Source organism: Xylophilus rhododendri (assembly GCF_009906855.1).
Classification (GTDB): Bacteria; Pseudomonadota; Gammaproteobacteria; order Burkholderiales; family Burkholderiaceae_C; genus Xylophilus; species Xylophilus rhododendri.
This window is the reverse complement of record NZ_CP047650.1, coordinates 2,850,593-2,874,716: the sequence shown is the minus strand read 5'-3', so window position 1 is coordinate 2,874,716 and position 24,124 is coordinate 2,850,593. Positions and strand designations below refer to the sequence as shown.

Below are 24,124 nucleotides of genomic sequence, written 5' to 3'. Positions count from 1 at the left end.
ACATCGTCGCCCGGGGACTCAGCGGGCCGCCACCGGCTCGCCCTGCCGCTGCGGCGGCTCGGACCAGCCCAGGCCCAGGCTCTTCTGCAGCGACACATACTGCGTCAGCAGCGCCGTCGCGCCCTGGGTCAGTCCGTCCTCGGCCTGCAGGCGCTGGCGTTCGGCATCCAGCGCATCGAGCTGGCTGATGGTGCCGCCGCGCCAGCGCAGTTGCGCGAGACGCGCGGCGCGGGTGGCCGAGTCGCGCGAGGCCACGAGCTGCTCCAGCGTGTCGCGCTGGCTGCGAAAACGCGAGATGCCCTGCTCCGCATCCTGCAGCGCCGCCAGCACCGCCTGCCGGTAGCGCGCATCGGCCTCGTCGTAGGCCGCGCGGGACTGGTTCACCCGCGCCCGGTTGGCGCCGAAGTCCAGGAAGTTCCACTGCAGGATGGGCCCGCCCAGCACCGCGAGTTTGTCGTGGTGGAACAGGTCCGAGGCGCTGCTCGAACTGAAGCCGATGTTGCCGAACAGCGTGACCTTGGGAAAGCGCTGTGCGATCGCCTGGCCGATGGCCGCATTGCCCGCCGCCAGCGTGCGTTCGGCCGCCCGCACATCGGGCCGGCGGCGCAGCATGGCGGCCGGATCGCCGACCGCCACCGTGGCCGGCAGCCGGGGCGGCGGCGCGGGCGGGCCGAGTTCGGCATCGAGCGCACCGGGCTCCTGGCCGGTGAGCAGGGCGAGCTGGTCCAGCGTCTCCTGGATGCGGCCGGGCAGGGGCACGATGTCGGCCTGGGTGCTGGTGAGCTGGGCGCGGGCGCGCTCCAGGTCCAGCTCGTCGGCCGTGCCGCCACGGCGGCGGGCCTCGGTCAGGGCCAGCATGCGCTGCTGCAGTTCGGCATTGCTGCGGCCCAGGGCGAGCTGCCGCTGCAGGCCGCGCAAGCTGGCATAGGCCTGGCCGACCTCGGCCGCCATCTGCACCTGGGCGTCCTGGTACTGGGCGATGGCCGCGTCGGTCTGCGCCGCCGCGCCTTCGATGCCGCGCCGCACGCCGCCGAAGAGGTCGATCTCCCACATGGCGTCGAAGCCGGCGCTGTAGAAGTCGATGGTGCGGTGGCCGCTGGAGGTCTCGGCCGAAGAAGAAGAAGACGAGGAGGAGGAAGACGATCCCCCCAGCGCCGCCAGCGGACTGTTGCCCGGCACCGAGGCCTTGATCGCCGCGCCGGTCGCAGTCGCTCCCGGCAGGGCCGCCGAACGCCGCTGCTGCAGCGTGGCCCGCGCCTGGCGGATGCGCGCCTCGGCCGCCTGCAGATTGGGGCTGGAGGCCAGCGCCTGGTCGATCAGCCGGGTGAGCTGCGGATCTTCCAGCGCCTCCCACCAGCGCGACGGCGGCGGCGCCGGCGTCTCCAGCGCGGCATCCGCCCGCTGGAAGGCCGCGGCGGCCGAGGCGTGTGGCGCCGCGTCGGGTGCACCACGGTAGTCCGGCCCCATCATGCAGCCCGCCAGCGCGGCCAGCGACAGGGTACTCAGGAGGAATCGAAACGCAGCCATGTCAACCCGCCGGACCGGCGCCTTGCTGCCCGGGCAGCGGTTTCAGGAACAGGACCAGCGGGATGGTGCACAGCAGCACCATGCCGAAGACCCAGAAGAGATCGGAATAACCCATCACCGTCGCCTGCCGCTCCACCTCGCGGCCGAAGGTCTGGATGGCGCGCTGCAAGCCGCTGGCCGTGTCGCCGAAGCCCAGCTGCGCCGACAGCCCCGCGATGTAGTCCTGCCCGCGCGGCGCATTGGCCGTGATCGACTCGCCCACCTGCTGCACATGCAGCGTGGTGCGCCTGTCCTGCAAGGTGGCCACCACCGCCAGCCCGAAGGAGCCGCCCAGGTTGCGGGCGCCGTTGAACAGGCCCGAGGCATCCTCCGCGAACTCCTTGGACACCGAACTCGTCGCCGCCTGGTTCAGGAACAGCATGCAGAAGTACTGGCCGAAGCCGCGCAGGATCTGCGGGCCGATGAAGTCCTCGCCCACCGTATCGGGCGTGAGGTGGGCATTCAGGAAACAGCTGCCGGCGAAACACAGCAGGCCCAGCGCGATGAGCAGGCGGATGTCCACCGTGCGCGCCAGGAAGGGGAAGAGCGGCATCATGCAGATCGCCGGAATGCCGCTGATCAGCACCACATAACCCGCCTGCAGCGAGTTGTAGCCCGCCACCATCGCCAGGTACTGCGGTATGAGGTAGAGCAGGCCGTAGAGCGCGCCACCCACCACCAGGCTGATGAGGAACACCATGCCGAAGGTGCGCTGGCGCAGGATGCGCAGGTAGACCACCGGCTCGCGTTGCTTCGATTCGGCGGTGAACTGGCCGATGGCCAGCGCGATGAAGCCGATCACCGAACACACGGTCAGCTTGATGATGAGATCGGACTCGAACCAGCGCTCGCGCTGGCCCTCCTCCAGCACCACCGTCAGGCAGCCCAGGCCGATCGCCAGTCCGAAGATGCCCCACCAGTCGGCGTTGGCCAGCAGCTCCGGCCGCCCTTTCTGCGCGGGCAGGCCGATGACCAGCAGGGCGATCAGCACGATGCTCACCGGCAGGTTCAGGAAGAAGGCGTAGTGCCAGCTGATGTTCTCGGTGAGCCAGCCACCGAGCAGCGGCCCGATCACCGGCCCCAGCACCGCCGTGATGCCGAACAGCGCCACGCCCACCGGCTGCTGTTTCGGCGGCAGCCGGGTGCTGACGATGGTCATCGCGGTGGGAATCATCGCCCCGCCGGTGAAGCCCTGGCCGACCCGGCCGATCACCATCTGCGCCAGGCTGGACGACAGGCCGCAGACCATCGAGAAGCCGATGAACAGGATGGTCGCCGCCAGCAGGAAACGCCGCAGCCCCAGCATGCGCTGGAACCAGCCGGCCAGCGCGATCATCACGATCTCGGAGACCAGGTAGGCGGTGGAGATCCAGGTGCCCTCGGTGCCGGTGGCGCCGATCTCGCCCTGGATGGTGGGCAGCGAGGCATTGACGATGGAGACGTCCAGCAGCGCCATGAAGGAGCCGATGGTGCCGGCCGCCACCGCCAGCCAGGCGCCGGCATCGGCCTTGCCGGAAGATGTCTTGGCCTTCGAATCGCCGGAAGCCTTGCCGGCGCCGCCGCCATCCGCCGTCGCGGCGCTCATTTGCCGGGTCCCGGCTGCTGCGTCCGGCGGTCGCGCTCCACATCCTGCTCATGCGTGTCCTTGCGCCGGTCCTTGCTGTCGTCGGATTCGTCCTCGGCCCGTTCGCGCTGTTTCTTCGCGCCCAGCGTATCGACCTCGACGGTGGCCGACAGGCCGGCCAGCAGCACCCGCCGCGCCTCCGGGCCGGCATCGATCTGGATGCGCACCGGCACCCGCTGCACCACCTTCGTGAAGTTGCCGGTGGCGTTCTGCGGCGGCAGCAGCGCGAACTGCGCGCCGGTGCCGGGGGAGAAGCTCTGCACCTCGCCGTGCAGCACGCTGCCGGGCAGGGCGTCGACCTGGATGTCGGCCGACTGGCCGATGCGCATCAGGCCGATCTGGGTTTCCTTGAAGTTGGCCACCAGGTAGAGCTGGTCGATCGGCACCACCGACATCAGGCGCGTGGCCGGCTGCACATACTGGCCGACCCGCACCGTGCGGTCGCCCACACGCCCGGCGATGCTGCTGCGCACGATGGTCGACGCCAGATCGGACTCGGTCTGGCGCTGCTGGGCACGCGCCTGCTCCACCTGCGCCGCCGCCACCTGGCGCTGGGCGCGCAGGGTGCCGTCCTGGCGCAATGCGGACTCCCGCTGCGCCCGGCTGGCCGCCAGCTGCGAGGCCGCCTGGTCGCGGGTCTGCAGCAGGCGGTCGAGCTGCTCGGCGCTGTGCGCGCCTTCGGCCACCAGCGGCCGGTAGCGGTCGACCTCTTCCTGCGCATGCTTCAGATTGGAGACCGCGCCCTGCAGCTGCGCATCGGCCACCGCCACCTGCGAGCGCTGCTGGGCGATCTGCGCATCGGCCTGGGCCATGGAGGCCAGGCCCTGGTCCACCTGGGCCTGTGCCTGCTCGGCACGGGCACGGGTGTCGCGTGGGTCGATGCGCACCAGCGGCGTGCCGACGTCCACCGTCTGGTTGTCGCTGACGTAGACCTCTTCCACATAGCCCGGCACCTTGGAGGAGATCGCCACCTGGTCGGCCTGCAGATAGGCGTCGTTGGTCTTCTGCACGAAACGCCCGTGGCGCCAGTAGTGGATGAACCAGAGGGTGCCCACCACCAGCAAGATCAGGCCGACGACAGCCAGGCCGATGCGGACCTTGGGGTTCTTGAGCGGGGAGGGCTTGGCAGGCTCGTCGCCACCCTTGCCGTCCTGGTCCTTCTTGCCGTCCTGCTCGTCCTGGCCCTTCTGCGAGGACGAGCTGTCGTCTTCGCGGGCTGGAGGATCTCGGTCGCCGCTCTTGGTGTTGTTGGATGCGGTGTCCTGGTCCTGGTCTTCAGCCATGGCGCCTCGCTGTTTCGGGGGCGCTGCGCTGGCGCGCGGGCGGATGGGAGGCCGGTATCGGCGTGGGCTGCATGGCGGACGTCCAGGAACGCATAAGCCGCCAAGAATGCCGGCTGCCCGGCCGCCTGTCTGTGCCGTGCTAGCGCTCCCAGATGTAGGACTGCGGCGATGCCGCCCGACCGATCCCCGCCCGGTCAGTGGCCCTTGACCGGATGCCGCACCCGCATCGTGCTGAAGATCGCCGCCGCCGTCGCGAAGCCAGCCGCCAGGGCCAGGCCCACCACCGGCCCGTGGCCGTTATGCGCATCGAACAGGCTGAACACGCCGGCCAGCAGCACCACGCCCAGCGTCTGCCCGGTCAGGCGCGCGGTGCCCAGCATGCCGCTGGCGCCGCCCGAGCGGTGCGCGGGCGCCGAGGTCACGATGGTGTGGTTGTTGGGCGACTGGAACAGGCCGAAGCCGAAGCCGCACATCGCCAGCCGCCAGGCGATGTTCAGGTTGCCGGGATCGGCCGGCAGCAGCGTCATCGCCAGCAGCCCCAGCGCCATGCACACCATGCCGATGCCGCCCAGCAAACCATCGGACACCCGCCCGATCAGCCGCCCGGCCAGCGGCGCCGCCACCACCGTGGCCAGCGGCCAGCAACTGATCAGCAGGCCGGTCTGCCCTGCATTGCGGCCCAGGCCGTCCAGCATCAGGAAGGGCAGGGAGACGAAGGCCAGCATCTGTGCGGAGAAGGCGCCGATCGAGCTGCACATCGACAGCCGGAAGACAGGGATGCGCAGCAGGTCCACCGGAAACAGCGGCACGGCCTGGTGGCGCTGCCGCCGCACATAGAACACGCCGACCGCCACGCCGGCGGCCAGCAGCAGGAAGCCGTGCAGCAGGTTGCCGGCCTTGCCGCCGGCCGCCACGCCCAGGGCATCGGCGCCCATCACCACCAGCGCGAACATGGCCGCGTTCAGGGCCACGTCCAGCGGCGACAGGCGTGCGCCGGCCGTCGGCGGCGCCGCGTTCGCCGGCAGGGCCTTCGGTCCCAGGATCAGCACCAGCGCGCCCAGCGGCAGGTTCAGCGCGAACAGCCAGGGCCAGTCCGCCACCGAAAGGATGGCGGCCGCCACGCTGGGCCCGGCCACCGAGGCCGTCGCCACCACCACCGAATTGAGCGCCACGCCGTGCCCCAGCATCGAGCGCGGATAGATGCGCCGCACCAGCGCGGCATTCACCCCCATCAGCCCCGCCGCGCCCAGGCCCTGCAGCCCGCGCGCGATGGCCAGGGCCGGCAGCGAGCCGGCCACGGTGCAGGCCAGCGATGCCGCGGTGAAGAAACCGATGCCGACCAGGTAGACCCGCTTGTAGCCCACCAGATCGCCCAGCGTGGCGCAGGGCAGCAGCAGCGCCAGCAAGGCCACCTGGTAGGCATTGACCACCCACACCGCATGCGCGGCCGGCGCCTGCAGGTCGCGTGCGATGGCGGGCAGGGCCAGGTTGACGATGGTGCCGTCCAGCACCGCCAGGCTGATCCCCAGGATCATCACCAGCATGGCGCGTCGGCGTTCGGGAGGTGGAAGGCCGTCGGGTGCGGTCGTTGCTTGGGGACTGGCCTGCATGGACAAAAGAAGCGGTGGCGTGCGGGGAAAACGCCGGATTGTCCGCTTGTCCGCCATTTCCTGCCGGTCATCGCCATCGACGAGGGCAGGCCTCGCCTTGAAAGATCACACTCGTCGCCTCAATTGCCGGCTTCCGCCGTCTTCTTCCCTCTCCCATCCGACCACCATGCGATTGCCACTGCCCTTCATCTCCCTGCTGGTCCATTGCTACGTAGCCTGGCGCCTGCTGCCGGTGCTCTGGTCGTCCACGCCGGCGGGTTTCGTCCTGCTGGCGCTGTGGCTGGTCGCGTCGGCCCTGCTGCTGCCCATGGCCGTGCGCAGCGTGCACAGCCGGGTGCTGAAGGTGGCCTCGCTGGTTGCCATGGGGTTGTTCTCCTCGCTCTTCGTGCTGACCTTCCTGCGCGACCTGGCCCTGCTGGCCGGCACCGCCTGGAGCCTGGCCGACAGCGCCATGCTCGAACGCCTGCCCGGCTTCGAGCGCGACTCGGCCCTGGCCGTGCCGCTCATCGCCATCCTGGTCACCGCCTGGGGCACCTTCAATGCCCGCAGCCTGGCCCGGGTGCGGCGGGTGGACGTGCCGATCGCCGGCCTGCCCGCCGGCTTCGAGGGCTTCACCATCGCCCAGCTGTCGGACGTGCATGTGGGCCCGACCATCCGCAAGGGTTATGTGCAGGCCATGGTGGACCGGGTCAACACGCTGGATGCCGACATGGTGGCCATCACCGGCGACCTGGTCGATGGCAGCGTGCCGACCCTGTCGGCCCATGTGGCGCCGCTGGCCGGCCTGAAGTCGCGCCACGGCAGTTATTTCGTCACCGGCAACCACGAGTACTACGCCGGCGCCCATGCCTGGATCGCCGAGCTGCGGCGCATCGGGATGACGGTGCTGCTCAACAGCCATGTCAGCATCCCGGACCGCCAGGGCGGCGCCCCGCTGGTGCTGGCCGGCGTGGCCGATTACAGCGCGGGCCAGTTCGATCCCGCGCATCGCAGCGATGCTCAAGCCGCCATGGCCGGCAGCCCCGCGACCGCCGCCGCCCGGGTGCTGCTGGCGCACCAGCCGCGCAGCGCCGAGCCGGCCGAGGCCGCCGGTTTCGACCTGCAGCTGTCGGGCCATACCCATGGCGGCCAGTTCTGGCCCTGGAACCATTTCGTGCGTTTCCAGCAGCCCTATGTGGCCGGCCTGCACCGGCTGGGGAAGATGTGGGTCTACGTGAGCCGGGGCACCGGCTACTGGGGGCCGCCCAAGCGTTTTCTGGCGCCTTCGGAAATCACTTTGTTGCGGCTGGTCAAGGGCTGAGGGGGTTTCGCGGAACACTCCAGTTCCGCGCCCTTATTCATTCGTTCAGGAGCACAAACTCCAGATTCAGGTGTTGCAGAGGCGTCGATTCGAATGGCCACAGCCGAAGAGTCTGCCCCGTCTGCAGTTCCAGGTCCCTGGTTTCCACTTGAATCGGTTGGGGAACGGACGCCACCCTCCATACCGGCAAACGCGCGATCCCCTTGAGAATGGCGATATTTTCATCGGAGAGTTTCAACTTTCCGGCAAGTGCCTCGTGTGTTTCAGTTTTTGGCAGCGCACCTCGGTAATTCAGTTCGAACCGGTAGACGATGGGGCGATTTTCCCACTTGGTCTGGATATGCCCCTGGATATCCGGCTTCCCCCCATATTTGCCGACGGAAATCTGCAGATTCACTCCGCTCACTTCGAGGGACAGTATCGGCTCGGAAAACGAAAAATTGCTGCGGTTCAATAACTTCAAATAAGTTGCCATTGAATTACTCCATCTGAATGGATTTTGGCCATGTGTTTTTTCGCGCCATGCCGGGCGTTATTTGAAGGCAGCTTTGCCGCCGCCCGACACGAAGCACTAGGGCGAAGGGGCCCCCAGGCGCGAAACGAACCTGGCCGTGGTGGACCGCGTGTTCCTGGCGAGCCGCTGCGCCAGATTCGCGGTACAGGTCCAGCCGGTCCGGCCGCCATTTCGTGGCGCTCACAGACTGCCCTTGCGCGGCCGCACCAGTACTTCCAGGCCCAGCAGGTCCAGCACATCCAGCACCTTCTGCAACTGCACCGTGGGTTTGCCGTTCTCCAGGTCCACGATGAAACGGTTCCCCGTGTTGCCTATGCCGGCGAGATCGGTCTGCTTGAGCTGCAGCAGCTTGCGGCGCTCGCGCAGCAGGGCGCCGAGTTCAGCCGAGGTACGGACGGGCGTGGCAACGGGCGTCTTGAAAAAATTACCGTCCGGTAATTTCTCGGAAGCAATGATCATGATGCAGCATCGAAGTTACCGAACGGTAATTTCTACGCGCATATCCGGCGCTCTTCAAGATAAATGACCGATCGGTAATTAATCTGACGGAGCCTGTAGATGTTCCACCAGCGAGCGTGCCGCCGACGACAGCGCCTCCAGCGAGCGCACCGCCAGCATCAGCTGCCGTGTGGCCCAGGGCTCGGCCAGTGTCACCGCAGCGATCTTCAGAGCCGGCAGATAGAGCCGTGCGCTGCCGCGCGGCAGCACACCAACGCCCAGGCCGGCATCCACCATCAGGCACAACGCGTCGTAGCTGGTGACCTGCATGCGCAAGCGCAGCGGCAGGCCGGCTTCGGCCGCACCGCGGTGCAGCAGGTCGTTCATCGCGCTGCCCTGGTGCAGTCCGACGATGTCGTGGCCCAGCACTTCGGCGAAGCGCAGCGAACGCCGCCGCGCCAGGGCATGGCCGCGCGGCGCCACCACCACCAGCTCGTCCTGCCGGTAGGGCAGCTGCACCAGGTCCTGGCCGTAGTCGCCGGCATTGAGGATGCCGATATCGGCCGTGCTGTCGGCCACCGCCCGCGCCACCCGGGTGCTGATGTGTTCCTGCAGATGCACCTGCACCTGCGGCGCATGGCCGAGGAAGCTGCGCAGGTCCTGCGGCAGGAACTGGGTGATCGCGGAGATATTGGCCGACAGCCGCACATGGCCGCGCAGGCCGGTCGCGAAACCGTCCATCTGCTCCTGGATGTCCGCCAGGCCGTGGAGCACGCCACGCGCCAGTCCCAGCAGGGCATGGGCTGCCGCGGTCGCCTGCGTGCCGCGGTTGCTGCGCAGGAAGAGGGTGGCGCCGAGCGCTGCTTCCAGCTCCGACAGGCGCCGGCTCACCGCCGCCTGCGCCAGATGCTCGCGTGTGGCCGCGGCGGCGATGGTGCCTTCCTCCATCACCGCGACGAAGAGCCTGAGCGAGACCGGGTCGATGCGCATGGTCGGGCATTAAAGCATCGCCCTCGCCGATTGCGATGGCGGCCTCGCCAATGGTCGATTTACGGCGCACGCCCCGCTGCGCAAGATGCCGCCCCTACAAGGAGACATTGCCCGATGGCGGATATCGCAACGGCCGGCCCGCTCGCCGGCCTCAAGGTGGTGGAGATGGGCCAGCTCATCGCCGGCCCCTTCTGTGCCAAGACCCTGGCCGACTTCGGCGCCGAGGTCGTCAAGATCGAGCCGCCCGGCAGCGGCGACCCGCTGCGCAACTGGCGCCTGCTGCAGGACGGCACCTCCGTCTGGTGGCAGGTGCAGTCGCGCAACAAGCGCTCCATCGCCATCGACCTGCGCAGCGCCGACGGCCAGGACCTGGCCCGCAAGCTGATCGCCGAGGCCGATGTGCTGATCGAGAACTTCCGCCCCGGCACCCTCGAAGCCTGGGGCATGGGCTGGGACACGCTGCAGGCGCTGAACCCCGGCCTGGTGATGCTGCGCATCTCCGGCTACGGCCAGACCGGCCCCTACCGCGACCTGCCCGGCTTCGGTGTCATCGGCGAGGCCATGGGCGGGCTGCGCCACCTCACCGCCGAGCCGGGCCGGGTGCCGGTGCGGGTGGGGGTGTCCATCGGCGACACCCTGGCCGCGCTGCATGGCGCGCTCGGCGTGCTGATGGCGCTCTACCACCGCAAGGTGCATGGCGGGGCGGGGCAGGTGATCGACGTGGCCCTGCACGAGGCCGTCTTCAACTGCATGGAAAGCCTGCTGCCCGAGTACGACGCCTTCGGTGCGGTGCGCGAGGCCGCCGGCAGCGCACTGCCGGGCATCGCGCCCTCTAACGCCTACAAATGCAGCGACGGCTACGTGCTGATCGCCGGCAACGGCGACAGCATCTTCCGCCGCCTGATGGAGGCCATCGGCCGCCCCGACCTGGCCACCGCGGCCGACCTGCAGAGCAACGCCGGCCGCGTCGCCCGGGTCGGGGAGATCGATGCCGCCATCGGCGCCTGGACCGCCTCGCGCAGCATCGCCGAAGTGATGGACCTGCTGGGCGCCGCCAAGGTGCCGGCCGGCAAGGTCTACACCGCCCGCGACATCGCCGAAGACCCGCACTACCGCGCCCGCGACATGGTGCTGACCCAGCGCACCCGCGACGGCCACGACATCGCGGTGCCGGGCATCTGCCCCAAGCTCTCCGCCACGCCCGGCGGTCTGCGCACCGCCGCGCCGCGATTGGGCGAAGACACCGACGCCGTGCTGCGCGAAGCCGGCCTCACCGAACAACAGATCGCGCTGCTGCGCGAAAAAGGAGTGGTCGCATGACGCCCGAAACGAACGCCTGGGACGGCGCTGGCAAACGCCTGTATCTGCAGGAAGTGGGAACACGCGACGGCTTCCAGATGGAGTCCGTCTTCATCCCGACCGAGGACAAGATCGCCCTGATCGACCAGCTCTCCGACGCGGGCCTGGCCAAGATCGAGGCCACCGCCTTCGTCTCGCCGCAGGCCATCCCCGCACTGCGCGACGCGGAGATCGTGCTGCGCGAGATCCGCCGCCAGCCCGGCGTGGTCTACACCTGCCTGGTGCCCAACAAGCGCGGCGCCGAGCGCGCCATCGAAGCCCGGGCCGATGAACTCAACCTGGTGATCTCGACCAGCGAGACCCACAACATCGCCAACCTGCGCATGACACGCGAGCAATCCTTCGCGGCCCTGAGCGAAGTGATCACCATGGCGCGGCAGGCGAAGGTGCCGGTCAACGTCTCCCTGTCCTGCGCCTTCGGCTGCCCGATGGAAGGCGATGTGCCGGCGGACGTGGTGCTCGGCTGGGCCGCCCGTTTCCTGGAGCAGGGCGCCACCGGCATCACATTGTGCGACACCACCGGCATGGCCTATCCCAGCCAGGTGCGAGCCCTGGTCGCGGACTTCCGCCAGCGTTTTCCGCAAGCGGGCCTGACCCTGCATTTCCACAACACCCGCGGCATGGGCCTGGCCAATGTGCTGGCCTCGATCGCCGCCGGCGCAGACCGCTTCGACGCATCGCTCGGCGGCCTGGGCGGCTGCCCCTATGCGCCAGGGGCCAGCGGCAATGTCTGCACCGAGGAGATCGTGCACGCCCTGCAGCTGATGGGCTACGACACCGGCTGCGACCTGCCCTTGCTGCTGCTGGCCGCCGCCCGCCTGCCGGGCCTGGTCGGCCACGACGTGCCCAGCCAGCTGCTCAAGGCCGGCCAGCGCCTGGACCTGCATGCGCCGCCGGCCGACTTCGCCAGCTGGCGCGACCGCGCCCTGGCCCGCGACCAGCCGCAGACCGCCGTTTCCTGATTCCACCGCTTTTCCAAAACCAACAGAGACAGATCCACATGCGCTTCCAGAAAAACACCGTCCGCCGCAGCCTGCTCGCCGCCGTGGCCCTTGCCTGCCTCGGCACCGCCCAGGCCCAGCCCGGCGCGGCCGGCTATCCCAACCATCCGGTGATGCTGATCGTGCCGACCGCGGCCGGCGGCACCACCGACATCTCCGCCCGCATGCTGGCCACGCCCCTGGGCACCGCACTCGGCCAGACGGTGGTGGTGGACAACCGCGGCGGCGCCAACGGCGGCATCGCAGCGGCAGCGGTCAAGCGTGCCGAGGCCGATGGCTACACCCTGCTGATGCAGTACTCCGGCTACCACGTCATCACCCCGCTGGTCAGCAAGCAGGCCCCGGCCTGGAAGGCGGAAGACCTGACCGCCGTGGCCAATGTGATCTCGGCCCCGCAGATCGTGGTGATCCGCGGCGACCTGCCGGTCAAGACCATGGCCGAGCTGGTGGCCTATGCCAAGGCCAACCCGGGCAAACTCAACTACGCATCCTCCGGCAACGGCTCGCTGCAGCACGCCACCGGCGCCATGCTGGAACAGCAGGCCGGCATCAAGATGACCCATGTGCCGTACAAAGGGACGGGCCCGGCGCTGCAGGACCTGCTCGGCGGCCAGGTCGACATCACCTTCGGCACCGCGCCGCCCTTCATCCCGCACATCCAGTCCGGCAAGCTGCGGGTGCTGGCCACCACCGGCAAGACCCGCCTGGCCAGCCTGCCCGATGTGCCGACCACCGCCGAGGCCGGCCTGCCCAAGCTGGACGCCACTTCCTGGTTCGGTGTCTACGCACCGGCCGCCACACCCAAGCCGCTGATCGACAAACTCTCCGCCGAGATCGCCAAGGTGGTCGCCTCGCCGGCCTTCCAGCAGAAGGCCCAGGAGCAGGGCGCCACCGCCGACTACCTCAACCCGCGCCAGATGGACGCCAAAGTGAAGCAGGAAACGGCCGCCTGGCAGGAAGTGGTCAAGGCCGCGCACATCGAGGCCGACTGAACGCGCCTTACTGGTCGACCATCGAGCCGTCGAAATGCGGCCGCATGCTGATCGGCTTGGACAGCGGCGGCCGGATCCTCTGCGCATCCGGCAGCAGGTTCATGCCCAGGCCGGGGCCGCTGGGAATGTCCACGAAGCCGTTCAGCGGCAGCGGCACCTGGTCCACGATGTTGCTGCCCAGGTGCTCGGGGCGTGACTCGAAGATGCCGGCCTCGAAGCCGGTCGCGTATTCCTGGATCGCGAAATTGGGGATCGCCGCATCCAGCTGCAGACAGGCCGCCAGGCCGATGGGCGAGAGCGGGTTGTGCGGCACCACCTGCACGTTGTGCGCCTCGGCCAGCGCGGCGACCTTGCGGGCGCCGGTGATGCCGCCGCACAGGCACAGGTCCACCCGCGCATATTCCACGCCGCCGCGCGCCATCAGCGCCTGGAACTCGTAGATCGTCGAGAAACGCTCGCCGGTGGCGATCGGGATGTGGATCTTCTCGGCCACCCGGGCCATCGCATCGGCGCTCTCCGGGCGGATCGGGTCCTCGATGAACATCGGATGCGTGTGCTCGATGCCGCGGGCGAACACCACCGCCTCGGCGGGCGTGAGGCGGCGGTGCACCTCGATCAGCAGGTCCACCCGGTCGCCCACCACCTCGCGCATGCGCTCGGTGTTGTCGATCGCCTCGCGCATCTTCTTCACATGGGTCTTGAAGTAGACCTGGTCGTGGCCTTCGTCGAGGAAGGGGTTGAGGTGGCCGAAGGCGGTGAAGCCGGCCTCCATCTTCACCTGGCATTCCTCCAGCATCTTCTCGATGGAATGCTCGTAGATGTGGCCGTAGATGCGCGCCTTGGTGCGCACGGCGCCGCCCAGCAGCTGGTAGATCGGCACGCCCAGCGCCTTGCCCTTGATGTCCCACAGCGCCATGTCGATCGCCGAGATCGCGGCATTGATCGCCAGGCCCTGGAAGTAGCTGAAGCGGTGCATCACGTTCCAGTGGTGCTCGATGGCCGAGGGGTCGCGGCCCACCAGGTATTCGCCGAAACGCAGCATGCAGGCGCCGGCCGCCTCGATATGGCCCCAGGTGCCGGCCTCGCCGTAGCCGACGATGCCCTCGTCGGTGGAGACCTTCACGAACATGAACTGGCCGACGTGCAGCGGCTCGACTTGGGTGATCTTCATAAGACTTCCGGAGTGGGAAAGGAAAGGGGTTCAGTTGTCGTTCTTGATGCCGGCGGTCCTGATCAGCGCGCTCCACTTGGCGGTTTCCGATTCGACCTTGGCGCGTGCCTGGTCCGCGCCCATCACCAGCGGATCGGCGCCGCCCTTGCCCAGCTTCTGCAGGGCCTCGGGGTTCTGGAAAGCTTCGGCCGCCGCCGCGCTCAGGGTCTTGATCACCGCCTCGGGCGTGCCGTGCGGCGCGGACAGGCCGAACCAGTTGCTCACCACGAAATCCGGCAGCCCGCCCTCGGCCGAAGTGGGCAGCGCCGGCAGGATGGCCAGCCGGCTCGCCCGCGCCACCGCCAGCGGCTTGACCTTGCCGGCCAGCGAGGCCACGGTGGGCGCGGCGGTGATCAGCATCTCGATCTGCCCACCCAGCAGGTCCTGCAGCGCCGGGCCCGATCCCTTGTAGGGCACGTGGCGGATATCGAGCTTGGCCAGGCTCTTGAACAACTCGCCCGCCAGGTGCGGCCCGCTGCCCACGCCGCCCGAGCCGTAGCTGAGCTTGCCGGGGTTGGCCCGGGCGTACGCCATGAACTCCTGCAGCGTGGCCGCCGGCACCTTCTCGTTGACCACCAGCACATAAGGCGTCTCGGCCAGGATGGCGATCGGCACGAAGGACTTGTCCGGATCGAAACTCAGCTTGGGAAACAGCGCGCCCACCGCCGTCGAGGTCATCTCCGTCATGTAGAGCGTGTAGCCGTCCGGCGCCGCCTTGGCTACATAGGCCATGGCGATGGTGCCGCTAGCGCCGGGGCGGTTGTCCACCAGGAAGGTGCCCTTGGTCACCGCCGCCATGTAGGTGGCCGCCACCCGGGCGACGAAATCGGTGGTGCCGCCCGGCGCGTAAGGCACCAGGATGGAAACCGGCTTGTTCGGATAGCCGGGGCCTTGCGCCCAGCCGGCCAGCGGCAGGGCGGCGGCGGCGCCCAGCAGCGCACGCCGGCTCAGCCCGGAAAATGCATTCATTCTTGTCTCCTGCAACACGATTGGTGAGGCGTCTCTGCGGACGGCCGGCCAACTGTAGGAGCGCGCCACGCGCCCGGATCGCCGCAGAATGCAAGGCATTCCTGCCTCTGGAGACAACAATGAAAGCCCATGCCACCGCCTCGGCGGAGATGGAGTTCTTCACCCTGATCGTGCGTTGCGGCAGCCTGGCCACAGCCGCGCGTGAACTCGGCGTGACCGCACCGGTCGTCAGCCGGCGGCTGGCCGGCATGGAAAAGCGCCTGGGCGTGACGCTGCTCAACCGCACCACCCGGCGCATCGGCCTGACCGCCGAAGGCACGCTCTACCTGTCGAACGCCCGGCGCATCCTCGAAGACATCGAGGCCATGGAGCGCCAGCTGACCCGATCTGCCACCCAGGCCGCCGGCCTGATCCGGGTGAACGCCACCCTGGGTTTCGGCCGCAACCAGATCGCGCCGCTGGTCTCGCGTTTCTGCTCGCTGCATCCGCAGATCGAGGTGCAGCTGCAGCTGTCGGTGAACCCGCCGCCGCTCACCGAGGACAGCTTCGACATCTGCGTGCGTTTCGGCGAGCCGCCCGACGCCCGGGTGCATGCACGACTGCTGGCGCCCAACCGCCGGCTGCTCTGCGCCTCGCCCGCCTACCTGGCACGGCGCGGCATTCCGCAGACGCCGCGCGAGCTGGCGGAGCACGACTGCCTGGGCATCCGCCATGGCGACGATGCCTATGGCGTCTGGCGCCTGCGGCTCGGCCGCCAGGAAACCACGGTGAAGGTGCACAGCGCCATGAGCACCAACGACGGCGATATCGCGGTGCGCTGGGCGCTGGAAGGCCACGGCATCGTGCTGCGCGCCGAATGGGACATCGTGGAACACCTGCGCAGCGGCCGCCTGCAGCAGGTGCTGCAGCGCTACCAGGCGCCATCGGCGGACATCTACGCCGTCTATCCCCACCGTCACCAGTCGGCCAGCCGTATCCGGACCTTCATCGATTTCCTGGCCGAGGCCTTCGCGGCGGAGCAGCGCGAACGCCTGCCGGCCTAGCGCCCTGGCGCTTTTGGCTTGCGCTCTACTTCTTCTTTAATGACTTTAATAAGGATAGTAGTAGTAGTAAGCTCGGCCCTCTTCTGGGGACAAGCGTTCATTCTTCAATGCTGACAAGCACTTGCATCTCCGCCAAGCATGTGCGCGGAGCCCTTGTCCCGCTGTCCGGCTTTGTGGATGGAAATCGTCGAAGGCTCCGTCCTGTGGACAAGTCCCGGTTTATCAGAAGGTTCTCCACAGACTTTTGCGGCGCGCCGTCCGTTAGGCTCGCGGTTTTCCTGTCCCAGTGCGAACACGCGTGAAAACTCAGCACGAATCGACTCTTTTGGACACCCGCCGCCGCGCCTGCCTGGCCGCCGCGCTGAGCCTTCCCTGGCTGGGCACGGCCCATGCGCAGGGCGACGATCCGGTCGTCGGGCTGGCGGAGCTGGAATCGGCCTACGGTGGCCGGCTGGGCCTGGCGCTGACTTCGGCGGGCCGGCCCTTGCTTTCTTACCGGGCGGACGAACGGTTTCCGGCCTGCAGCACCTTCAAGGCCCTGCTGGCGGCGACGGTGCTGAACCGGGCCAGCAGCGATCCCGGCCTGCTGGGCCGCCGTGTGATGTACGGGCAGGCCGATCTGAAGACCTACGCGCCGGTCACCGGCCGGCTGGTCGACCAGGGCATGACCATCAGCCACCTCTGCGCCGCCGCCGTGCAGTACAGCGACAACGTGGCCGCCAACCTGCTGATGCGCGAGATCGGCGGACCGGCCGGCGTCACCGCCTTCGCGCGCTGGCTGCGTGATGACAGTTTCCGGCTCGACCGCTGGGAGCCCGAACTCAACAGCGCCATCCCCGGCGATCCGCGCGACACCTGCACGCCGCGGGACATGGCGCGCAACCTGCACAAGCTGGTGCTCGGCCAGGCGCTGCCCGCGCGCGAACGCGAGCTGCTGAAATCCTGGCTGCTGGGCAACACCACCGGAAACGGCCGGATCCGCGCCAGCGTGCCGGAGAACTGGCCGGTGGGCGACAAGACCGGCACCGGCGAATATGGCAGCACCAACGACATCGCCGTCATCTGGCCGGCCGACGGCCCGCCGCTGGTGCTGGCGATCTACTTCACGCAGTTCCAGGCCGACGCGCAGGCGCGCGAGGAAGTCATCGTCGAGGCCACCCGCCTGGCGCTGGCGGTACGCCGCTGAGCGGTCAGACGATCCGGCGCATCCCGCCGCCGGAGGCCTGGGCCAGGGTTTCCAGAAAACTGCCCGCGCCCACCAGGTGGGCCGCCCCAACGGCAATCAGGCAGCGCTGCTGCGGCGCTGCATAACGCGCGGCCCAGGCGCGGTTGCGCTCCAGCAGCATGCGCTGGCGGATGGCCGGCCGAGACAGCAGACCCTGTTCGCTGGCCTCTGCGATCTGTTCGAGCCGTCCCTTGCGCCAGGCGTCGTAAAAGCCCTGCAGCTGCTGCGCGGATGTCTGCGGCCGTGCGAGTTCGGCGGCGATGCCCTCCAGCCAGTCGGATTCGGCGATGCCGTCCAGCACGGCCAGCACTTCCGAGGCCTGCTCCACATAACCGAAAGGCTTGCCGTCCTGCTGCGCCCAGTCGTGCAGCGCCATGTCGGCGCCGGGCCGGCCGGACAGGCGGCTCGCCAGGGCCATCACCACGGCGGCGCCGCGGTGCATGCGTTCCAGTGCCATGGGGGAGGGGCCGGCGATGTCCCGCAGGCGCTTGAGCAGGCCGGCGGATGCCTGCTGTTCCACCGGCAGGGCCTCCGGCTGCGCCAGCCGCAGGAAATCGCTGGCCGAATGTTCCACGAACACCGCCTCGCTCCAGTCGTAGGCGGAACGCACCCAGGGCGGCAGCTGACGGCCAGGCGGCAGCAGGTGCAGCGTGCCCATCACCCGGATGCGGCCTCCGTCGAGTTCAAAAATCATGTTTTCAGGCTTGTTCGTGCGCGGTCGCGGCCGGGGATCGGGCAGACGCTTTGCCGCGTCGAAGTTTCGGGCAAGTTCTTCTCTATATCTCTTTATTAAGTTAGTCGTAGTAGTAGAAGAACGGCGTTTTTGGGGACAAGCCCGGATTCTCCAGCCGGGACAAGCACTTGCGTCGCCGCAAACCATGTGCGGCGAGCCCTGTCCCCGCTGTACGGCTTTGTGGACGGAATCGCTCCGGCGCGTTTTGCTGTGGATAACTCGGCGGTTTCCAGATCTTTATCCCCAGGGTTTGGGGACAGCCGGTTTTTCAGTCGCCCAGGGCGTGTTCGGTGGCCTGGCGCAGGTCGTCCAGCCACAGGGCGAAGTTGGCTTCGCCCTGCTGCGGATCCGCCCGCAGCAGGGCGGACGGATGCAGGGTGACCAGCACCGGCCGGCCGGTCGCATCGCTCAGCCACTGGCCGCGTTCCTGCGTCACCGCCACCGGCCGGCCCAGCACCGAACGGGCGGCGGTCGCGCCCAGCGCCAGGATGGCGCGCGGCTGCACCAGGCGCAGTTCCTCTTCCAGCCAGTGGTGGCAGGCGGCCACTTCGAGCTGGCCAGGCGTCTTGTGCATGCGGCGTTTGCCGCGCAGCTCGTACTTGAAATGCTTGACCGCATTGGTGACGTAGAGCCGCTCGCGCTGCCAGCCGAGTTCGGCCACCGCGCGGTCGAACAGCCGGCCGGCGGGGCCGACGAAGGGCTGGCCGCGCAGGTCTTCGTGGTCGCCCGGCTGCTCGCCCACCACCATCAGCCGCGCAGGGGCCGGGCCGGCGCCGGGCACCGACTGGGTGGCGAACTGGCCGATGGGGCATTCGCGGCAGCGATCCATGGCGGGCTTGAGATCGTCCAGCCGGTGGATGGCGATGTTCGCCTGCACCTTGCTGGCCGCCGCCGGCAGGCGCTGGATGCGCCGGGTGGTGCTGGTGCCGGGCTGCTCGATCATGTGGCCGCTGCGCTCCATCGCTTGCGCGGCCAGCTCGCCGATCAGCGCCGCCTCGGGCAGGTTGTGCCAGTAGCGGCGCGGCATCTCCTTTTGCATCATGGAGAGCTTGAGCCGCGCGGGGTTGAAGATATTGGCGTAGTAGGTGAGCCAGAGTTGTTCGCCCGCGTCGGCCGGCGGCGCATCCTCGCGCCGGCAGCCCGGCGCCAGTTCCAGCCGGCCGGCCGTCCCGCCTTCGGCCGGGAACCAGCGCACGCTGCGGCGCGGCGTGAGGATGGCCCAGTGCATGTTCGGAAAACGCCGGGCGAAGAAGGGCGCGGTCGCCTCGACGATGTGGTGTTCCGGCTCGAACCAGGCGACATGCAGGTCCGGCTGGTCCGGCCGCGTCACCGTGCGAAAGCGCACGAAGGCGGTCATCTTGTGCTGGTCGCGCCGCACCGCCTTGCCCAGCAGCTGGGCGCGCAGCATGTCGGCGTCCAGCGGGTCATGGCGCAGCGCGGGTTCGTGCACCAGTCGCCAGAGCAGGCGGTAGAGCAGACCGAAGCGGCCTGCGTCGCTGTGCAGGATGGTCGATTTGCACAGCACGACAAAGGCAGGCGGCACACCCGGCCCCTTGCCTTGGCTTGCGGCGGGTATTTCGGACGGCACCTCTGCGCCGCCTCCGAAAAGATCGCCCTCCTGCCGGCCGGCGACCTGCCATTCGACGGCTTCGGGCGGCAGTCCTTCGGCGATCAGTGCACGGGCATGGCGGCGAAAGGCATCGAAGTCCGTCTCGCCCGGCAGCAGGATGGTTCGGCGGCTCTGCATGGCGGGGGCGCCGCTGCGCGGGCTAGAACAGGCTGGCCTGCAGCTCGGCCGAACTGCGCCGCACGGGAGTGGCTTCCATCGCGCGGCTGGGTTTGTGGTCGTCCGTCAGCACGAAGGGCAGCACCCGGGCCAGCGGCACATGCAGTCGCGACAGGTCGGCGGCCCGCAACCGGCGCACCCGGCGGGCGGCGAGCAGGCGCTCGACCGCCTTCACGCCCAGGCCGGGCACCCGCAGCAGCATCTCGCGCGGCGCCCGGTTCAAGTCCACCGGAAAACGTTCGCGGTGGGCCAGCGCCCAGGCGGTCTTGGGGTCCACGTCCAGCGCCAGCAGGGCGCGGCCCTGGGCATCGGGCTGGATGATCTCGTCGTGCGAGAAGCCATAGAAACGCATCAGCCAGTCGGCCTGGTAGAGCCGGTGCTCGCGCATCATCGGCGGCGCCGCCAGCGGCAGGCCGGAGGAGGCATCCGGGATGGGACTGAAGGCCGAGTAATACACCCGGCGCAGCCGGTAGGAGCCGTACAGCGTGGCGCTGGTGGCGAGGATGGTGCTGTCGTCCGCCGCGTCGGCGCCGACGATCATCTGCGTGCTCTGCCCGGCGGGCGCGAAACGGGGCGCGGCCGCGCGTAGCGGCGCGGCGGACGGCAGGCTGCGGATCGGCACCACCCGGCTTTCGCGCGCGGCGTCCTTGGCATCGTCGATATGGGTGCGCAGCCGTGCCATCGAGCGGCGGATCGCCATGCCATCCTTCTCGGGCGCAAGTTCGGTCAGCCCGCTATCCGTCGGCAGCTCGATGTTGATGCTGAGCCGGTCGGCATATCGGCCGGCCCGCTGCAGCAGTTCGGGCGAGGCGTCGGGAATCGTCTTCAGGTGGATGTAGCCGCGGAAGTCGTGGTCCTCGCGCAGGCTTCGCGCCACCTCCACCACCTGCTCCATGGTGTAGTCCGGATTGCGGATGATGCCGCTGGACAGGAACAGGCCCTCGATGCAGTTGCGACGGTAGAAATCCAGCGTCAGCCGCACCACCTCCTCGGCGCTGAAGCGCGCGCGGGGCACATTGCTGCTGACCCGGTTGACGCAGTAGAGGCAGTCGTACTGGCAGAAGTTGGTCAGCAGGATCTTCAGCAGCGAGATGCAGCGGCCGTCCGGCGCATAGCTGTGGCAGATGCCCGAGCCTTCGGTGGAGCCCATGCCGGTGCCGCCGCGCGAGTCGCGTTTGCTGGTGCCGCTGGAGGCGCAGGAAGCGTCGTACTTGGCGGCATCGGCCAGGATGGCCAGCTTGCGCTGCAGCGGATGTGTATTCGGCGGCGGGGAGATGGGGGCTGTCTGCATGACTGTACGAATATACAGTCGCGGACCGGCTCCAGGTGTCAAGACGTATGCGGCGCGGGGCTTTGGGGTGGAGCGGCTTCGGTGTCGTCCTCGGCCTGTGCGTCGCGCCGCCGCTGCAATTCCACCACCAGCTGCGCCACCGCGGCGATCGCCAGCGGGGCGATGTAGTAGATGCCGCGATAGCCCAGCAGCGCGGCCAGCAGCGGCCCATGGTCCACCTGGTGCCCCATCAGCGCCACGAACACCGCCTCGGTCACGCCCAGGCCGGCCGGGATATGTGCGATGACCCCGGCGATCGCCGCCACCAGCAGCGTGGCCAGCACCGTCGGATAGGCGGCCTTGCCCTGCAGCAGCACGAAGATGATGCTGGCCATCAGCATCCAGTGGATGGACGACAGCACGACCTGCAGCATCGCGATGCGCCATCCCGGCAGCGAAATCCTGCGGCCACGGATGACCAGGTCACGCCCGTCGCGCCCGCCACGCCAGGCGGCGGCCGCGACATAGGCCACCGCGATGGCCAGCGCCACCGCACCCAGCCAGCGCACATCGCCGCTGCCCAGGTCCCACTGCGGCGGCATCGGCAGCGGCCAGAGCAGGAAGACCAGCCCGGCCAGCGCGCAGTAGCCGATCCAGTTGGTCACCATGCTCAACGCCGTGACATGCGTGATCTGCCCGCCATGCAGCCCGTAGTGCCCGTACAGCCGGTAGCGGAAGGCCACCCCGCCGACGATGGTTCCCAGGTTCAGGTTGAAGGCATAGCTGATGAAGGTGATGAACAGCACCAGCCGGTGCGAGAGCTTGTGGCGCGAGCAGTAGCGGCCTATCAGGTCGAAGGAGCAGTACACCGCATAGGTCAGCACCGTCAGCAGCCCGGCCAGGCCCAGCACGCCAACCGGTATGGCCTTCAGGGACGACCACACGCTGCCCCATTCGATGGTGCGGGCGCGGCTGACGATCAGCCAGGCCACCAGCAGGAAGAAGGCCAGGCTGACGATGCGTTTGGTCCAGGGCCACCAGGGCTGCTGCTGCCAGCTGCGCGGGTCGGACCAGGCGAACGCGCGGGTGGTCTCAGGCGGCATCGGTACGTGTCGGCACGGGGGCGGCCGTCTCGCCGGTGGTCGGCAGTTGCACCGGCATGGCGCGTTTGCGCGGATTGGGCAGCCAGGTGGCCGCGATCGGATACCAGCGCAGGAAGTGGAAGACGAAGAAGCTGCGCACCAGCCGCCAGGCGCTCCATTCGGCCGCCAGGTTCTCGCGCTCCACGCGCTTGCAGCTGTGCTGCATCAGGTGGGCCAGGCGTTCGTACAGATGGTGGTTGAAGGCCTTGTCGCGGATCACCACATTGGATTCGAGATTGAGCGACAGGCTCAGCGGATCGAGGTTGCTGGAGCCGACTGTGGCCCAGCTGTCGTCCATCACCGCCACCTTGCCATGCAGCGGCCGGTCGCAGTACTCGTGGATGCGCACGCCGGCATGCAGCAGGTGGTGGTAGAGCATGCTGGCGGCGATCTTCACGATGGGCATGTCGGGCTGGCCCTGCAGGATCAGATCGACCTGCACGCCGCGCCGCGCCGCCCGGCGCATCTCCTGGATCAGCCGGTAGCCGGGAAAGAAATAGGCATTGGCGATCACCACCCGCTGCCGCGCGGCGCGGATGGCGGCGCGGTACTGGCGCTCGATGTCGTTGGTGTGGCGGTGGTTGTCGCGGGTGACGAAGAAGGCATCGGCCGGGCCGGTGGCCGCGATCGCCTCGGAATGCACGGCCTTGATGCGCCGGCGGAACCAGCGCCGGCCCTGGCCGCCGATGGCGATCGCATGCAGGGCGAAGCGGTGGATATGGCCGACCAGCGGGCCGGTGATCTCCACCGCGTAGTCCTGCTTGGCCTCGGGCCCGAAGTCGGCCAGGTGGTCGGCCGAATAGTTGATGCCGCCGACAAAGGCTCGCTCGCCATCGACCACCACGATCTTGCGGTGCATGCGGCGCAGCCAGCCGACCCGTTTGCCCAGGATGCGCTGGCCCGGGTCGTAGACCCGGAAACGCACGCCGGCCGAGGTCAGCGATTCGAGGAACTCGCGCGACAGGTCGGGCGAGCCGAAACCGTCGACCATCACATCCACCTTCACCCCGCGCCGGGCTGCCTTCAGCAGCGCGGCATGGAGCGCCTTGCCGACCTTGTCCTCGAACAGGATGAAGGTCTCCAGCACCACCTCGCGCTGGGCGTTGGCGATGCATTCGAAGACGCGGGGGAAGAACTCCTCGCCGTTCTCCAGCAGCTGGATGTCGTTGCCGGCGATCCAGCGCAGGCGGCGACCACCCTTGCCCGCGTCCGCCGACACCTCCTCGGCGTTCATATCGTCAGTTCCGCGGCCAGCGGCGCATGGTCCGACAGCGTGGACCAGGGCTTCTTGGGCAGCACGATGGGCGCATGCGCATCGGCATTGCGCACATAGATGCGGTCCAGCCGCAGCACCGGCATCTTGGCCGGGAAGGTGCGGGCGGCTTCGCCGTTGGCCTGGATGAAGACCTCGTGCAGGCCGCAGCCCTTGTCGAGGATCTCGTGGGCGCGGCCGCGCCAGTCGTTGAAGTCGCCGGCCAGCACCACCGGAGCACCCTTGGGGATGTCGTTGTTGACCAGATCGTTGATGCGCATCAGCTGCTGGCGCCGGTGGTTCTCGGCCAGGCCCAGGTGCACGCAGATCGCATGCACATCGGTCTCTCGGCCGGGAATGCGCAGCACGCAGTGCAGCACGCCGCGCCGCTCCGGGCCGGCGATGGACACATCGTGGTTCTGGTAGTGGACGATGGGGAACTTCGACAGCAGCGCATTGCCGTGGTGCCCGTTGTCGTAGACCGCATTGCGGCCATAGGCGAACTGGTGCCAGATCTCGTCGGCCAGGAACTCGTAGTGCGGGTTCTGCGGAAAGTTGGCGTGCCGGTCCGAATGCTTGGCATGCGTGCCCAGCACCTCTTGCAGGAACACCACGTCGGCCGAGACCGAACGCACGGCATCGCGCAGCTCATGCAGCATGAAGCGGCGGTTGAAGGTGGTGAAACCCTTGTGGATGTTGACCGTCAGCACCTTGAAGGTGAACGGCTCTTGTTCTGCGGCCATGGATGCGCGTCCCTGCGGGCGAAAGCGCCCATTCTGACGATGCATTCTCCGGGCGGCACCGGGCGGGGACCGTA

At 68.7% G+C, this 24,124-nt stretch carries 21 protein-coding genes; 6 read left to right on the top strand and 15 right to left on the bottom strand.

The window, feature by feature from the left end; all coding sequences use genetic code 11:
- Window positions 1-18 precede the first annotated feature (18 nt).
- The 4 genes from GT347_RS13215 to GT347_RS13200 form a co-directional block, all read right to left on the bottom strand.
- Window positions 19-1,527, bottom strand: a complete 1,509-nt coding sequence (locus GT347_RS13215) for an efflux transporter outer membrane subunit (protein ID WP_160552454.1) — start codon at window positions 1,525-1,527, stop codon at window positions 19-21.
- 1 nt (window position 1,528) lies between these two features.
- Window positions 1,529-3,151 carry a DHA2 family efflux MFS transporter permease subunit gene (locus tag GT347_RS13210; protein ID WP_160552452.1) on the bottom strand — a complete coding sequence of 541 codons (1,623 nt, stop codon included), beginning with the start codon at window positions 3,149-3,151 and terminating at the stop codon, window positions 1,529-1,531.
- Entirely contained in the window at window positions 3,148-4,473 is a 1,326-nt protein-coding gene (locus GT347_RS13205; protein WP_160552450.1) for an HlyD family secretion protein, read from the bottom strand. The genes GT347_RS13210 and GT347_RS13205 overlap by 4 nt, the downstream gene beginning before the upstream one ends.
- Window positions 4,474-4,667: 194 nt before the next feature.
- Window positions 4,668-6,083, bottom strand: a complete 1,416-nt coding sequence (locus tag GT347_RS13200; RefSeq protein ID WP_160552448.1) for an MFS transporter — start codon at window positions 6,081-6,083, stop codon at window positions 4,668-4,670.
- 166 nt (window positions 6,084-6,249) lie between these two features.
- Here GT347_RS13200 and GT347_RS13195 point away from each other — a divergent pair, with 166 nt between their 5' ends.
- Entirely contained in the window at window positions 6,250-7,383 is a 1,134-nt protein-coding gene (locus GT347_RS13195) for a metallophosphoesterase (RefSeq protein WP_160552446.1), read from the top strand.
- 37 nt (window positions 7,384-7,420) lie between these two features.
- On the opposite strand, the gene GT347_RS13190 is transcribed toward GT347_RS13195, so the two are convergent.
- The 3 genes from GT347_RS13190 to GT347_RS13180 all read right to left on the bottom strand — a co-directional run bounded on the left by GT347_RS13190 (window position 7,421) and on the right by GT347_RS13180 (window position 9,325).
- Window positions 7,421-7,858 carry a hypothetical protein gene (locus tag GT347_RS13190; RefSeq protein ID WP_160552444.1) on the bottom strand — a complete coding sequence of 146 codons (438 nt, stop codon included), beginning with the start codon at window positions 7,856-7,858 and terminating at the stop codon, window positions 7,421-7,423.
- 219 nt (window positions 7,859-8,077) lie between these two features.
- Entirely contained in the window at window positions 8,078-8,356 is a 279-nt protein-coding gene (locus tag GT347_RS13185; protein WP_160552442.1) for a type II toxin-antitoxin system Y4mF family antitoxin, read from the bottom strand.
- Window positions 8,357-8,434: 78 nt separating this feature from the next.
- Window positions 8,435-9,325: a LysR family transcriptional regulator gene (locus GT347_RS13180; RefSeq protein WP_160552440.1), complete on the bottom strand. Its 891-nt coding sequence runs from the start codon at window positions 9,323-9,325 to the stop codon at window positions 8,435-8,437.
- 114 nt (window positions 9,326-9,439) lie between these two features.
- Between GT347_RS13180 and GT347_RS13175 the strand changes: the two genes are divergently transcribed.
- From GT347_RS13175 to GT347_RS13165, 3 genes are read left to right on the top strand one after another with little or no spacing between them, the layout of a single operon-like run.
- Window positions 9,440-10,645 carry a CaiB/BaiF CoA transferase family protein gene (locus GT347_RS13175; protein WP_160552438.1) on the top strand — a complete coding sequence of 402 codons (1,206 nt, stop codon included), beginning with the start codon at window positions 9,440-9,442 and terminating at the stop codon, window positions 10,643-10,645.
- Window positions 10,642-11,646 (top strand): hydroxymethylglutaryl-CoA lyase, encoded by a 1,005-nt coding sequence (locus tag GT347_RS13170; RefSeq protein WP_160552436.1) that lies wholly within the window; start codon window positions 10,642-10,644, stop codon window positions 11,644-11,646. Before GT347_RS13175 ends, GT347_RS13170 begins: the two co-directional genes overlap by 4 nt.
- 38 nt (window positions 11,647-11,684) lie before the next feature.
- Window positions 11,685-12,677 (top strand): Bug family tripartite tricarboxylate transporter substrate binding protein, encoded by a 993-nt coding sequence (locus GT347_RS13165; RefSeq protein ID WP_160552434.1) that lies wholly within the window; start codon window positions 11,685-11,687, stop codon window positions 12,675-12,677.
- A 7-nt stretch (window positions 12,678-12,684) separates the two neighbouring features.
- Here GT347_RS13165 and dgoD read toward each other — a convergent pair whose 3' ends face one another.
- Window positions 12,685-13,848, bottom strand: a complete 1,164-nt coding sequence (dgoD, locus tag GT347_RS13160) for a galactonate dehydratase (RefSeq protein WP_160552431.1) — start codon at window positions 13,846-13,848, stop codon at window positions 12,685-12,687.
- Between the two features lie 30 nt (window positions 13,849-13,878).
- Window positions 13,879-14,856, bottom strand: a complete 978-nt coding sequence (locus tag GT347_RS13155; RefSeq protein WP_160552430.1) for a Bug family tripartite tricarboxylate transporter substrate binding protein — start codon at window positions 14,854-14,856, stop codon at window positions 13,879-13,881.
- Window positions 14,857-14,975: 119 nt separating this feature from the next.
- On the opposite strand from GT347_RS13155, the gene GT347_RS13150 reads away from it, so the two are divergent.
- On the top strand, window positions 14,976-15,899 hold the full coding sequence (locus GT347_RS13150; protein WP_160552428.1) for a LysR family transcriptional regulator: 924 nt from the start codon (window positions 14,976-14,978) through the stop codon (window positions 15,897-15,899).
- Window positions 15,900-16,224: 325 nt separating this feature from the next.
- Window positions 16,225-17,085: a class A beta-lactamase gene (bla, locus tag GT347_RS13145; RefSeq protein WP_160552426.1), complete on the top strand. Its 861-nt coding sequence runs from the start codon at window positions 16,225-16,227 to the stop codon at window positions 17,083-17,085.
- 4 nt (window positions 17,086-17,089) lie between these two features.
- Here the strand turns inward: bla and GT347_RS13140 are convergent, their stop codons facing one another.
- The 6 genes from GT347_RS13140 to GT347_RS13115 all read right to left on the bottom strand — a co-directional run bounded on the left by GT347_RS13140 (window position 17,090) and on the right by GT347_RS13115 (window position 24,050).
- Entirely contained in the window at window positions 17,090-17,818 is a 729-nt protein-coding gene (locus tag GT347_RS13140; RefSeq protein WP_160552423.1) for a TraB/GumN family protein, read from the bottom strand.
- A 307-nt stretch (window positions 17,819-18,125) separates the two neighbouring features.
- Window positions 18,126-19,604, bottom strand: a complete 1,479-nt coding sequence (locus GT347_RS13135; RefSeq protein ID WP_160552422.1) for a UdgX family uracil-DNA binding protein — start codon at window positions 19,602-19,604, stop codon at window positions 18,126-18,128.
- Window positions 19,605-19,626: 22 nt separating this feature from the next.
- A complete protein-coding gene (locus GT347_RS13130) occupies window positions 19,627-20,934 on the bottom strand; it encodes a putative DNA modification/repair radical SAM protein (protein WP_160552421.1) in 1,308 nt (435 codons plus the stop codon).
- 38 nt (window positions 20,935-20,972) lie between these two features.
- Window positions 20,973-22,016, bottom strand: a complete 1,044-nt coding sequence (locus GT347_RS13125) for a lysylphosphatidylglycerol synthase domain-containing protein (protein WP_160552419.1) — start codon at window positions 22,014-22,016, stop codon at window positions 20,973-20,975.
- A complete protein-coding gene (clsB, locus tag GT347_RS13120) occupies window positions 22,006-23,289 on the bottom strand; it encodes a cardiolipin synthase ClsB (protein WP_160552411.1) in 1,284 nt (427 codons plus the stop codon). Before clsB ends, GT347_RS13125 begins: the two co-directional genes overlap by 11 nt.
- The gene (locus GT347_RS13115; RefSeq protein WP_160552410.1) at window positions 23,286-24,050 is read right to left on the bottom strand and encodes an endonuclease/exonuclease/phosphatase family protein; all 765 of its coding nucleotides are present in this window, start codon (window positions 24,048-24,050) and stop codon (window positions 23,286-23,288) included. Before GT347_RS13115 ends, clsB begins: the two co-directional genes overlap by 4 nt.
- Window positions 24,051-24,124: the final 74 nt, after the last annotated feature.